Here is a 13,020-nt window from a genome sequence, read left to right on the forward strand (position 1 = left end):
ATAATGTGGGGGAAATTGCTTGGGCTGATATTGGGATTGTTAGTTTCGGGAGCAATTGGCGGCACAGTTAGGGCTGCAGAACCAGAGACAAAGGCGGATGATTCATCCTCCTATTACTGGAACGGACATTTCATAGGTAAAGTCGGCGTAGCTTCCACTTATCTACCTAAAGTAATAGTGATCAATCAGGATGACATCGCCACGCCCCAACAAACTTTTGTCCTTAGAGTAAAGCTTGGAGAGGGATGGAAAAGTGGATGGAACCACTATTATTACCCAGTTAGCAGTAGACACTGGCTTTCTGTTGAGGTTATAAAACCATCCACATCCACCCATGTTGGGATACAAAATGGTCCAAATGGCATCTTCGTTATAGATTCAGGATCCAGTGAGTCAAAAACAGAGTTGGCGTACAGGGAGTTCTTTAAAATGGCAATGGATGCACTAGCAGGAATTCTGGGATTACCAAACTTCATGGATCCCGTGTTTAACATTGGCAGCAGCGAGAGGGGCAGTTACACTATCCAAACTTCAGGGGATGTTGCACATGACGTTAGTAAGATAACAATTAGATTCTATGGAGACTCAAGATTTAGAGGTACTGACTACGGTGCGGGGGTTACTTGGCACATAACGAACCCACAGCAAGCCGATTACCAATTCAAGGTAAGTGGGGGTGCAACACTGTACGTTGCTGAATACTCCCATAACAGCATCCCAGTACTCCCCATGATAAACCGCATTGCTCCTACGTCCGTCATTGGAGAAACGGAAAGAAGTGCAGATGTTACAACAGTTACAGAAATATATTATGGGAACAAAAACAACAACTGAGGGATTTTTCATGGATATAAAGAAATTCACAGCTATTTTTATTGTTTTTATCCTATCAACCTCTATTTTAATTGCGTACTCAAAATACCGGGAACGTAAGGCACGAGAAGAAATGGAGTTAGACCTCAACACCAGTGTCAATTTAATTGAATCCCATCTTCAATCCCACAAATTTAATTACACCTCGGCCAATTGGGCGAGTCACTGGGAATATCTCGATCAGAAGGTAGATGAAAATGACAGCAGAGTTGCCATTAACAGGGCGATAGTGCTCACGGATAAGCTGAGACAACTAAACGTCTCTAAAGATGAGATAGAGGAGGTGGATAGATGCCTCAACGAGACATATTACTTTTATAACATTGGAAAATTTTATGACACTCTCACACAGGCAAGGGTCTGTGCAATACTCGCATCAAATTACCTAGGCTCACATCTTGTAGTTGCAAACAGAACAGAGTTTTATGATTATGTCTCCGAGGGGATTCAAAATGTCACAATCATTAAGAATGAAGCTGAGAAAGAATGGAAAAACAGAATAAAGAGTGGTGTAGAATTTACCGACTACATGGTTACTGGGTTCAAAATAGAAGACAATTTAGTTGAAGCAAGCTTCTTTATAAATAACTCCCTTACCTTCTTGGAACAGTTAAAAAAAGAGCCTGATCCTATAAGTCCTGAAGACGCTGAGAACCTAACATTAATAGGAGGCAGAATAACTAGTAATTTGGAATACGCTAGGAGTTTTCTGGAAGACGCATTAATGTTAATGGAGCACGTGAATAGTGGAGACTTCCAGCCTGTGGAGCTTGAAAGCGAGATGAAGATGCTCAGGAAAAATTTATCCGAAGTTGATAGACCTTGCAATATCCCCATGTCGATGACCAAAGTTGCATGCGATTGGAAAGACTATCATAAAGAGAGAGGCATCATTGCCCTTCAAAAGGGTTACTACTCTGCGGCAAACTATCACCTTCTCTACGCTATAGCTATTGCAGAGAGACTTGACGAGTTTAAAACCTTGGAATTTGAGTTCAACAGTTCAAAAAGCCTAACAGACAAGACCAATGTTATCCTCAGGTTAAGAGAAGAGGCAATAAACAGTCTCAAAGAATGCCCCTCGGATCCAATAACATCTCTATATCTAAACGATGCTACAGGCTGGTATTTCAAACGAGCTGAGCACGTTCTTCGGGATTCCATAGATCCGGAAGTATATTACAGTGTCTACAGGTCTCATGATTATGATTCTCATATAATATATGACTACGAAATGACAAAAGCCTTAGCCAAAAAGTTCTGCCCCTATCTTGATCTGATGAAAAACAAAAATAGGTGAAGCCCATGAGGAAACGAGATATTCTGTTTTTTATTTTCTTTATGTTATCTTATTCAATTTAATGATTCCAGCAAATTCTCTGCTCTCGAAGAGTAACTTTGAAAAGCACCCGTATTATACATGTACAAACTATTCCAAACCGACTTACACTGCTTCTTTCTATTGTTGGAACAGTACAAAGCAAACTGTCAATGGACAATATTTTGGATGCCATTTGGTATTTAGAAGCAAATTGCCTATAATTAGGGGATTTTTAATTAAAGTGGATGCTGAGAGTGATATCTTTCTTAAAAAAGAGCATCCAAGCAAAAGTAATTATATAGGATTCAATTTGAATTCCAATTCACCGGGAACTCACACAATTAATGGAGAGATATGGGTTTATGAAATTTGGTGGGTTGGCATTATTGTTCCAAGTGAATTGAAATTTGAAATTGAGCTAAACTGCGAAGAAAAAGAATGCAAAACGACTCTAAGGTAGGTTGATAACAAGCATGGGAGAGAGTGTTCTGTAAAAATCTCGTAAGGAGGTTCCACAATGTGGAGGAAAGTGCTTGGCTTAATGTTGGGTCTCCTCGTGTTGGGGATGGCGGTAGAGGCAGTAAGTGCAGCCAAAGTACCAAATGAGCACAAAAATGTGCTCTCCATAGAAATTCAGAAGAAAATTATAGAACGGTATTCCCGACTTAAAGCTAATGGGAAAATAGAAGAAGCAAACAGATTGCTATCAAAGTATGGATTTGTTAAGTTGGGAGAAGAAAAGGTGCATCAAAAATTCAACAAAAAACCTATTAATACAACACAAGAAAAGCTTAATTCTAGTATTTCAATACAAAGCTGGGTTTCTGAAAGAGATTTGACTCTTGAAATAGAGTACATTACTTATCCATCATCTCAAACACTCTTTATAGATTATTACTGGACGTGGGACTTAGTGGAAGATTATTGGGATCAAGGAGATGTAGATGAGATATCAATAACGAACGTGATAGGGCAAAGAGTAAGTGGAGAAAGCGACTACAGATATTTGGTTGACCTTGTAGATGCATGGGGATATGAACTAGAATGGGGGATGATACCAGGAAATCATGACGTAGAGCTTGCTTATAAAACCAGGCCAGAAATCATTGCGGAGTATGGAACAGTGGAGCAGAGACTAACATTTAAAGTAGGGGATAGTATTCAAAAAGGTGTTATTCACGTAATGTATCGCATCCATGATGATGTATTTGGAGAAGGTGGAGGAATAAGTGCGCACATGATCTACACCCACACCTATGGCAATACTCAACTAATAAACATAATCTCCACTATTTCCGGCACAGCAGTAGGGATGGGAACTACATTGTTAGTTAAACATCCCTTAGCTGGAACAGTTGCTTCAGGTGTAGTTTCTTTTGCAGTGGATAAAACTATTAAAGATTTATTTGGTCATGAAGGTCTGTGGACAACGGAACCAGTGGATGTCTATATTCAGCTTCCCAGAGATTAAACATTGAGGAGGTTTAGCTATGGCAATTAAAAGGAGTAATTTAAATGATATCATTGGCTTTTCTTTTATTTATTTTCTTGTGTTCGTTGATGGGTGGCGTAGAATTTCTCATCCAGAAGAAATGTATTCTGTATGGAGTCGTTCATTATTCATAATGTTAATTGTTTTAGCCCTTTATGCCTTAACACCCTCCTCAGAAAGACCGTATACTAGAACCAAACTGCTGATTATTTTTGGTGTTATTTTGATGGAGATAACTATATATACTATTAGGAAACATTTACTTGCTTTTTGTTCTTGCAGTAGTTTTCACGTATTTTTCCATCAAAATTAAATCAAAAGAAAAAAGAAGTCAAGTATGATGGATACTGCTAGACCCATCCGTTAGTTATATGATTTCATTTCATAGAGATATCGCAATGTGGAGGAAAGTCTTCAGGTCGGTTCTTGCCGCTTCTCAAGTGGATAACGAATTAGGTATTCCTTTAAGTGTGACCCAGATCAAGGTTAAAGATCTGGTTAACTATAATCCCGATTCTACAGCCATCTGGAATGTTATGATAGATGTTCTACCAAGTTCCGATGATCCAGAAGTTTTATCTATGCAAAGCTCTTCAGACAAGATACTCAATGAGTTAACTGGATTGTATTATAAGCTTAGATATCACGGGGAAATTTCAAAGTTTTATATCACATACAGAGATCAGAGAATAGCCTTCTACAAGATCCAGCTGCCCCAAATACAAAAACAACCACACGGTAGCGGTATTTTGTTGGGCTGGGTGCAAATTAGTAAAATCAGGCATCAATAAGTATGAATGCAGAGGCGGGAAAATTTACAAATTGGTTGTCGATACGGAAAACTGGACACTCCTCTCTTTAACCCTCTCTAACTGGAGCGAAGTGAATAAGGTAATAGAAGAGTGTTCAATGGAGATTGACACTATGTCGGAAGGCTGAAATCGGCCAGTTCAGTAATTGGCAAGTTTCTTGGTTGTTAGATTGTTAAAAATGAACTATAACACACATTGCACTCATCCTAATAACATTGAAGAATAAAAGAAAGAGTTATAAGCTTGCCTTAGTCTCATTGAATAGTCTACTTTTGTGAGAGGTGTGAGAGATGGCGGTGAAGGATTGTCCCGAGTGTCATGGAAGCGGGAAAGTAAAAAGTGGCGAGAAGGAATGTGAAGTGTGTAACGGTTGGGGTTATGTTCCGGCGGACTTTAAATTGGGAGACAAGCTTAAAGGCTACAGGAATTTGGATTATTTTGGAGTTGAAGAGGAGGTAGAAGAGATTCCTTGTCCAGAGTGCCACGGAAAAGGAGTTGTTCCTGTTTATGACACCTGTCCAACCTGTGGAGGAACCGGGAGAGTGTTAGCTTGTGACATTTGTGGAAAGATTAAGGAGCCTTGGGAACCTGGGATGGAGACCTCATGGGTGTGCCCAGAGTGTGAAAGGAAGTACAAGGTGGTTTACGTTCTTGACAAGACCTGTGACTACGAGGATGTGGAAATAGGCAAGATTTACAAGGGTGTTATCGAGAGGGTGGAGCGGTTTGGAGTATTCGTAAAGCTCAATCCTCATGTGACAGGATTAATAAAGAGGAAAGATCTTCTTGGAAAGAAGGAATACACTCCCGGGGAAGAGATTCTTGTTCAAGTATTAGACGTCAGACCTGAAAAGAAGGAAATAGACCTCATAGAATCCGCTTTGAGGCATTACAAGGAAGTAGTTGTTAGGAAAGAGCTCCCTGTTACAGATATTGGAGCATTAACCAAAGAAATGGCTGGAAAAACTGTAAGAATTAGGGGCAAGATAACCCAAATACAAGTTACCGGAGGTCCAACGGTCTTCACGATAACGGATGGTACAGGTATAACCTGGGCAGCCGCTTTTGAGGCACCGGGAGTTAGGGCTTATCCTAACATCGAAGTTGGGGATATAGTGGAAGTAATTGGGAAGGTTTCATTCCATGCGGGAGAGATTCAGATAGAAATAAGCGATATGTCCCGTCTATGGGGTCCAGATGCTGCGGAGGTTAAGAAGAAGATAGAGGAAGAGCTCAACAAGAGGGCACGGCCTGAGGATGTTGGTTTTCTTGTTGAGAGCGAAGTCCTAGAGAAGCTCAAACCAAAGATCATGAAAGCCGCGTTTATAATAAGGAAGGCAATATTTGAGGGAAGGCCTATAATTGTGAGACACCACGCAGATACGGATGGCTATACAGCTGGTTTGGCTCTTGAATACGCTATAGTGCCACTATTGGAAGAGATTTCTCCAGATCCCCAGGCAAAATGGAAGTTCTTTAAGAGAAGGCCAAGCAGAGCCCCGTTTTATGAGCTTGAGGATGTCCTTAAGGATATAATCTTTATGATAGAAGATCACGAGCGCTTTGGAGATCCGCTTCCGCTCCTTGTGATAGTCGATAACGGAGGCACAACCGAGGATATCCCCGCTTACAGGCGTATAAAAGCCTACGGGGTCCCAATAGTTGTTATTGATCATCACGATCCGAGAGACTTCATAAGCGAGGACAAGGCTGCAGTTGATGAATACGTTGACGTACACGTTAATCCTCACCTAGTAAAGAGGAGCTACTATGAGCTAACGGCGGGAATGCTTGCAACTGAAATAGCTCGCTTCATCTATCCACCGGTTGAGGACAAAATAAAGCACCTTCCGGCTATAGCTGGAACTGGGGATAGAAGCGACGCTCCAGAGTTCCAACAGTACCTCAAGATAGCCAAAGAAAGCAAAGGTCTTGAGGAAGAGGATTTGAAGAAAATAGCAGAGGTAATTGACCACGAAGCCTACTACTGGAAGTTCATGGATGGACATGGTATTATAGATGAGATCCTTCTCCTCACTGGCAACCTGCAGAGGCATAGGAAGCTAGTAGACTCAATCTACCCAGAGGTAAAGGCCAAGCAGGAGAAAGCCCTCAAGGCATCTCTGCCTCATGTTAAGAGCATTGTATTGCCAAATGGAATAAGATTCAACACCATTGATGTAGAGCTCTATGCTCCAAAGTTTGAGTATCCGGCTCCAGGAAAGCTCAGCGGGCTGATCCATGATTACTTCAAGGAGCAGTATGGAGAAGATTCTCCAATTCTAACCCTAGCTTACGGTCCAGATTTTGCGGTTGTTAGGGCAAGCGATGGAATGCAGGCGTACAACTTTGATCTCAATGAGATAATAAAAATACTTCAAGAAAAGCTCCCGGATGCCGGAGTTGAAGGCGGTGGGCATAGCTTTGCAGGTTCAATAAAATTCTTTGAGGGCAAGAGAAAGGAAGTTCTTGAGGAGTTTGCAAAGCAAGTTGTGAAGCTGAAGAGAAGTTAAACCTTTTATACCCACACTCCAATTTTTATTTGGTGGTAACCATGTACATGGCGGAGTTCAAGCTTAGGTATGGGGAACTGAAATGGTACGTAAGGAGAATCGTTGAGGCTGATTCTTTTGAAAAGGCAAAAGAACTTGCGGAGCGCTATGTGAGAGCCATAAACAAAGGGGAAGTCATTTGGGAGCTTAATGACATCTATGAAGTTGAGAAGCCCCTTACTATAACTGAAGAGATGGTCGAAAAGCTCGAAAAAGCTTAACCCTCTATTTCATCGGCGTAGTTTGTGTGCATTATCTCTTTCACTTCTTCAACGTTTTTTGTATGTCCCAGAGCCCACATGAGCTTTGTTATTGTTGTTTCCTTTGTCATGTCCTTTGCTGGAATAATCCCTGCCTCAAGGGCTTTTCTCCCAACTTCATATTTAGTCAGATCAACCCCATCGTAAAGGGCTTGTGTGGTCATGACTACTGGGATTTGGGGGGTAATTTCCCTTATCTTGCTTAGGATGTCTCTCTTTCTATAGGGAATTCCCCCAGCTCCGTAACCTTCGAGCACTATGCCTCTGTATCCAGCTTTTACGAGGGCATCTATTGCGTTTCCATCTAATCCCGGAGTGAGTCTAATAAAGACCACCCTTGGCTCGTATTTTGTATCAAGCACGGGTTCTCCTTTTGGTTTGAATCTCTTTTGGGGAAGGTTGTAAATAACTTCTTCTCCTTTTACATAAGCAACATCGGGATAGTTTATGCTCATAAAGGCATTTAAGCCTAGGGCTCTTATTTTAGAAGTTCTGCATCCGAGCATTATTTTATCCATAAAAGCCACAAAAATTCCCGAAACATCTTCCATTGCAAATCTTATAGCGGCCTTCAGATTTCTTGGGGCGTCACTTTCTTCCTCAGTAACTGGGCGCATTGAACCAGTTAAAACCACGGGTTTGTTAATGCCTCTAATCATAAAAGTGAGCATGGAGGCGGTATAAGCTAAGGTGTCAGTCCCGTGTGTTATAACTATTCCATCGTAATCCTCTAGTGCTTTGTATACTTCTTTTGCTATTCTCTCCCAATCTTCGGGCTGAATAAGGGTGCTGTCGATATTTAAAATGTTCCTCGTGTCTATTTCATAACCGTTTTTCAGCTTTATGTCAGCTTTTTCAAGGATCTCATCTATTGTGAGGACGCTTTTAAATCCGGCATCGGTTTTTGCGCTCGCTATAGTTCCCCCAGTTCCGATGATTAGAATCCTCTTCATATCCTCAGCCCCTCTGCGTTCTAACTTTCTTTTCTCGCTCATAGCTTTTTAGTCTTTCTGACAAAAAATTGTGCACTTTCCCTCCAAATATTGACACATATCCAACAAATTTGAAAAATAAAAGAAAATTAACAAATCTCAGTCTTTGACAAGGAAAGCCATTAGGAGCATTGCCACAATATTAATGATGGCGGCGTAAATGAAGCCCACTTTTAGGGAGTACGCCTGCCATAGATAGCCAACTATTACAGATGCAGGGAAAACAAAAATCCCAAAGACCGTGTGGTATGCTCCGATTACGGTTCCCTTTTCGAATTCTCCTGCTAGGTCTGCCATATATGCCCTTGGAATTGTATCTTCGATTGCTATGTAAATCCCATAGAACACAAAAGCAAGAAGAAGCATCGGCAAACTCTTGGAATACGCAAAAAGAAGTGATGCCAATGCTGCAACTCCAAACCCTACTGTTATAACGGCTTTTTTGCTGACCTTATCTGAGTAATAGCCTATAGGGTATGCTGATAGGGCATAGATTGCATTAAACACAGCATAGAATCCCAGTCCTTGGAGAACACTGTAGCCGAGTTCTTTGGCTTTCCATAGGGTAAAAGCATAGCTGTATCTCCCAAGGGCAGCTAAGGCAACAATAACTAAGAAGGTTCTAAGGTTTCTGCTCTTTAGGGCTGATATCCCTTTTATCTTCTTTTTAACCTCTTCTCCCTTATCTTTGACTAAAAACAGCACAAGAAGAACTCCCACAATACCTGGGACTGCTGAGAGCAGAAATACATAGCGGTATGCCGTCTTTATTGGGTAGCTTTTTAAGAGCGCTAATAAACCTATAGCAACTAAAGGGCCGGCAACTGCTCCAAGCGTATCCATCATCCTGTGGAAACCAAAGGATTTGCCGCTCTTTCCTTTTTCACTTGATTCTGCTATTAGGGCATCTCTGGGAGCAGTTCTTATGCCTTTTCCAACTCTATCCAAAACCCTAAGGGTTAAAAAGTCCCACCATGAACGTGTAAAAGCTAAAGCTCCCTTTGAAATCGTTGAGAGGAGGTATCCAAGAGCGACGAAGATTTTTCTTTTCCTAAATATATCGCTTACATAACCAAACAGGACCTTAAAAAGGGAACTCAGGCTCTCTATAAGCCCCATAATCGAACCGCTTGCCGCTTTTCCAATCCCCAATACATCGGTCAGGTAAGTAGGCACTATTGGTGCTATCATCTCACTGCTCATATCGTTGAGAAAGCTGACAATTCCGAGGAGAAAAACATTCCAGTTTATTCCAAAGATTTTTCTTTCTTTCATTTTTCATCACCCAAAATTTCCCTGCAGAGCTCTTTCACTTTCTTCTTTCCTTCTTCCAATACTTCAAGCCCCTCTTGGGGTATTTCGTAGAGCCTTACCCTTTTTCCATTCTGGACTTCCCACCTGCTCTTGAGAAGCCTCATTTTTTCCATTTTTTGAAGCAGAGGATAAAGCGTTCCCGGACTTACTTTGTAACCATGAGATTCGAGCTCTTTCATCATGAAAGCTCCGGTTATGGGTTCTTTGCTTGCATGGTGGAGTATATGCAGCCCCATAAACCCGAGGAGAACCCGGCGTATCATATCGAACACCGATATCGAATTTCGATAAGAATGTTTAAAAAGTTTTTGCATAATCCTAAAACTATGAAAGAAAAAACACTTAGGAGGATCTCCTTGCTTATCTTCATAATCGGTGTTTTATTGCTTCTCATTGAGATATCTGCTCTCTTGTATTTGAGACTTTCCCTTCCTCCATGGTCATTTGAAACGGAGGGAAAATACGTTGCCTTTGGACTGACAATTGTAATTGCCTCTCTTTTTCTTTCAGTACCTATTTCTTTCTTTTTATTGGCTTATTTAACTCATCCCCAGGAGTTGAACAGATTTTCAGAATTAAAAACCCCAATACTCATTGGTTTAGGGATTGGGGCATTTGTTGTCTCACTCCTCATGATTATATGTAGAGATTTCTTCAATACTCTCTCGTTTTTGAGCGTGGCTTTTCTCTCTATTTTGTCCACCAAAAAAGACAAAATACAGAAGAAAAGCAACTTTTTGTTGATTGTTTGGGTGTTTCTCATTATATGTATTGTTGAAGTGGCTTACTTTTTGTATTTTTGGGGTTTAATTTTGCTCTAATCTTTTTCAAGAACGTGCTTTTCCAATACGTAACAGTAGAATTTGCCCTCAAGGACTTTTTCTCCCTTCTGATTGAAGACTTCAGCAAATACAATCTTTTTCTTTCCTTGATCTTCCTCTACTTTTGCCTTGGCAAGGAGTTCATCTCCAACTTTTACCGGCTTTGTGAACCTCACTTCTGCTTTTCCAAGCACCACTGTGGGTTCATTAACAGCGAGCATTGCGGCATAATCAGCTAACCCGAAGGTAAAGCCACCGTGAACTAAGCCATATTCGTCGACCTTCATCACCTCTCTCGTCTTGAGCTTTACCTCTGCATAATCCTTTTCGATTTTTACGGGCTCTCCAACGAACTCTTTTGAAGTTAAGAGGTGTGTCCTTTGCTCCATTATCATCACCAAAGTACACTTGCCTTCACCAAAATATAAACCTTTACATTCTTGAAAAACTTTTTAAATTTTTAGGGTTTTTATAGGTGGATGGAAAATCCGTGAAAGCCATTAGAACGGCTTATCTTGTGTATCCTCAATCTCCAGGGGGAGGCTTTCGGAAATCTTTGACTTTCCGTTTGAGATGTTCTTCTGGAGTGGAGGAGGAGTAGGGGCTTAATCTGGCAAACGTTTTTATTTTTTGAGTTCCTATTTATTCTTGGTGGAATTTGTGGAGGCTTTGAAGTATGCAATCCTCTATAAGGGCTCGAATGAATTCTCAAAGCCTGAGTTAATAGGGACCATCGTGCTTAAACTCCGCCTTATGGATTATAATGAGGCTAAAGCCTTGGTTGAGGAAGCCATAAAGAGAGGCATTATTGAGCAAAGAGGGGAGAAGCTCATAATTAAGGAGGACGCTCTTAAAGAAGAGGAAAAGAGAGAGGATGTCTTTGGTGAGATGATAGACTACATTGCCAAAAAATTGGGCTGGAGCCATCTAGAAGTCCTCGAAGACTTGGAAAAGTTTTCTGAAAGATATGGGGATTTAGACAAGAAAATAGTTGCCTACCTCTATGGTTTGGACAAAGGGATTGATATGTCGAAGTTTAAGGACAAGCTGGAGGTGTGAGGAATGGAGGCGTTAATAATAGTTGACATGCAGAGGGATTTCATGCCCGGTGGAGCCCTTCCGGTTCCGGAGGGAGACAAGATAATTCCAACTATTGAGGAGCTTATTAAGAAGTTCGAACAGAGGGGAGCCCTTATTGTTGCAACAAGAGACTGGCATCCGCCAAACCACATAAGCTTTAAGGAGCAAGGAGGTCCGTGGCCGAGGCATTGCGTTCAAAACACTGAAGGTGCTGAGATAGTGGTTAGTCTCCCCAAAGATACAATAATCATTTCAAAGGCAGACAAGCCTGACAAAGAAGCATATTCCGGCTTCGAAGGCACAGAACTTGCCGAGATCCTAAAAGAGAAAGGGGTCAAAAGGGTCTACATCTGTGGGGTTGCCACCGAGTATTGTGTTAGAGCCACTGCTCTAGATGCCATCAAGAATGGCTTTGAGGTTTATCTTATTAAGGATGCCGTTAAGGGAATAAAGCGTGAGGACGAAGAAAAAGCCCTCAAAGAGTTGGAAGAAAAGGGGGCAAAGATAATCAGCTCTGCTGAGCTTTGATTCTTTTCCATTCTTTTAACAACGCAGAGACTAGGTTAAGGACTATTGGGCCGATTATCAGACCCTTAACTCCAAACGCCCATACTCCGCCTATCATACCAACTAGAACCATTATCTCATCGAGCTTAGCCTCTTTTGCAACTAGCTTAGGTCTTATTGTGAAATCTGGAAGCGGGGACACAAGTGTCGCTCCGTAAATGGAAATTGCGACGGCTTTTAGCACGTCCCCTTGCTTTAATAGGTATATAGCCGCAACGAGCCATATCATCCATCCCTCGAAGAGGGGAATAAAACTGAAGAGTATCGTTAAAAGCCCGGCTAGCAGGGCGGTTGGAAAGTCCGTAATGCCAAACCCCCAGAAGCCGAGGGTCATTAAGATTCCTTTAGCAATGTTGAGGAGAAGCCACGCTCTTATGAGAGCTTGCAGAGTTACATCTGCCCTCTTTAAGAGTTTTTCCCCTAAATGTTCATGTCCTCCAGGGATTAAGGCATTGATCTGCCTTTTTATTTCTTCGGAGTTTACAAGAAAGGCGTAGAACATGGCCAAGAAAACCACCAACTGGAGGAGATACTTCGGTATTGAGAATGCATAACTCTGCACGTATTCAGCTAACTTCGGTGTCAGCTGAGAGTAGAGCCTTTGAAGCACATTGTGAACACCAAACGGCAGCTCAAGGGTTAGACTCCAAGAAATGAAGGTCATTATATCTTCGTAAAACGAGACTACCAAGTTCTTTATTATAAGCACAAGCTCCGCCGTGATAACCGCTGAAAGCCCTATTAAAAGAGCAGTAAGGATTAATGCGGATTTTTTGCTATCAACTCTTTTTGCTAGGCGTTTGTGGAGTGGTAAGACCGCATAAGCCAGAATAGCGGCAAAGAATATCGCCGACAAAAGAGGGGCTATCGTTCTCCATGCTAGATAAAGGATTATTAACGCCACAACTCCCCATAAGATTTCCTCTGCTTTCATGG

General features: G+C 41.5%; 15 protein-coding genes. 10 read left to right on the top strand and 5 right to left on the bottom strand.

The window, feature by feature from the left end; all coding sequences use genetic code 11:
* Nucleotides 1–3 precede the first annotated feature (3 nt).
* The 7 genes from OCC_RS07630 to OCC_RS07665 all read left to right on the top strand — a co-directional run bounded on the left by OCC_RS07630 (nt 4) and on the right by OCC_RS07665 (nt 7,271).
* Nucleotides 4–834, top strand: coding sequence for a hypothetical protein (locus tag OCC_RS07630; protein ID WP_004066148.1), 831 nt, complete (start codon nt 4–6; stop codon nt 832–834).
* The gene (locus OCC_RS07635) at nt 812–2,173 is read left to right on the top strand and encodes a hypothetical protein (protein WP_004066146.1); all 1,362 of its coding nucleotides are present in this window, start codon (nt 812–814) and stop codon (nt 2,171–2,173) included. The genes OCC_RS07630 and OCC_RS07635 overlap by 23 nt, the downstream gene beginning before the upstream one ends.
* Before the next feature lie 262 nt (nt 2,174–2,435).
* A complete protein-coding gene (locus OCC_RS07640) occupies nt 2,436–2,654 on the top strand; it encodes a hypothetical protein (protein ID WP_004066144.1) in 219 nt (72 codons plus the stop codon).
* 57 nt (nt 2,655–2,711) lie between these two features.
* Entirely contained in the window at nt 2,712–3,665 is a 954-nt protein-coding gene (locus OCC_RS07645; RefSeq protein WP_004066142.1) for a hypothetical protein, read from the top strand.
* 419 nt (nt 3,666–4,084) lie between these two features.
* Entirely contained in the window at nt 4,085–4,477 is a 393-nt protein-coding gene (locus OCC_RS07655) for a hypothetical protein (protein ID WP_004066138.1), read from the top strand.
* Nucleotides 4,478–4,788: 311 nt separating this feature from the next.
* Nucleotides 4,789–7,011 (top strand): DHH family phosphoesterase, encoded by a 2,223-nt coding sequence (locus OCC_RS07660; RefSeq protein WP_004066137.1) that lies wholly within the window; start codon nt 4,789–4,791, stop codon nt 7,009–7,011.
* 41 nt (nt 7,012–7,052) lie between these two features.
* Entirely contained in the window at nt 7,053–7,271 is a 219-nt protein-coding gene (locus OCC_RS07665; protein WP_004066135.1) for a hypothetical protein, read from the top strand.
* Here OCC_RS07665 and OCC_RS07670 read toward each other — a convergent pair.
* The 3 genes from OCC_RS07670 to OCC_RS07680 form a co-directional block, all read right to left on the bottom strand.
* Nucleotides 7,268–8,263, bottom strand: coding sequence for an asparaginase (locus OCC_RS07670; RefSeq protein ID WP_004066133.1), 996 nt, complete (start codon nt 8,261–8,263; stop codon nt 7,268–7,270). The genes OCC_RS07665 and OCC_RS07670 overlap by 4 nt on opposite strands.
* A gap of 138 nt (nt 8,264–8,401) precedes the next feature.
* Complete coding sequence (locus OCC_RS07675) at nt 8,402–9,577, bottom strand: MFS transporter (RefSeq protein ID WP_004066131.1); 1,176 nt, start codon at nt 9,575–9,577, stop codon at nt 8,402–8,404.
* Complete coding sequence (locus tag OCC_RS07680; protein ID WP_004066129.1) at nt 9,574–9,879, bottom strand: PadR family transcriptional regulator; 306 nt, start codon at nt 9,877–9,879, stop codon at nt 9,574–9,576. The genes OCC_RS07675 and OCC_RS07680 overlap by 4 nt, the downstream gene beginning before the upstream one ends.
* 63 nt (nt 9,880–9,942) lie before the next feature.
* Here OCC_RS07680 and OCC_RS07685 point away from each other — a divergent pair, with 63 nt between their 5' ends.
* Nucleotides 9,943–10,437, top strand: coding sequence for a hypothetical protein (locus OCC_RS07685; protein ID WP_148290425.1), 495 nt, complete (start codon nt 9,943–9,945; stop codon nt 10,435–10,437).
* Here OCC_RS07685 and OCC_RS07690 read toward each other — a convergent pair.
* Nucleotides 10,434–10,826, bottom strand: a complete 393-nt coding sequence (locus OCC_RS07690) for a PaaI family thioesterase (RefSeq protein WP_004066124.1) — start codon at nt 10,824–10,826, stop codon at nt 10,434–10,436. The genes OCC_RS07685 and OCC_RS07690 overlap by 4 nt on opposite strands.
* Before the next feature lie 271 nt (nt 10,827–11,097).
* On the opposite strand from OCC_RS07690, the gene OCC_RS07695 reads away from it, so the two are divergent.
* Together OCC_RS07695 and OCC_RS07700 are read left to right on the top strand one after the other, a co-directional pair.
* Entirely contained in the window at nt 11,098–11,496 is a 399-nt protein-coding gene (locus tag OCC_RS07695; RefSeq protein WP_004066121.1) for a DUF2240 family protein, read from the top strand.
* 3 nt (nt 11,497–11,499) lie between these two features.
* Nucleotides 11,500–12,045: a nicotinamidase gene (locus tag OCC_RS07700; RefSeq protein WP_004066119.1), complete on the top strand. Its 546-nt coding sequence runs from the start codon at nt 11,500–11,502 to the stop codon at nt 12,043–12,045.
* Here the strand turns inward: OCC_RS07700 and OCC_RS07705 are convergent.
* Nucleotides 12,026–13,018 (bottom strand): AI-2E family transporter, encoded by a 993-nt coding sequence (locus OCC_RS07705; protein ID WP_004066117.1) that lies wholly within the window; start codon nt 13,016–13,018, stop codon nt 12,026–12,028. The genes OCC_RS07700 and OCC_RS07705 overlap by 20 nt on opposite strands.
* Nucleotides 13,019–13,020: the final 2 nt, after the last annotated feature.

It is taken from the genome of Thermococcus litoralis DSM 5473, assembly GCF_000246985.2.
Classification (GTDB): Archaea; Methanobacteriota_B; Thermococci; order Thermococcales; family Thermococcaceae; genus Thermococcus_A; species Thermococcus_A litoralis.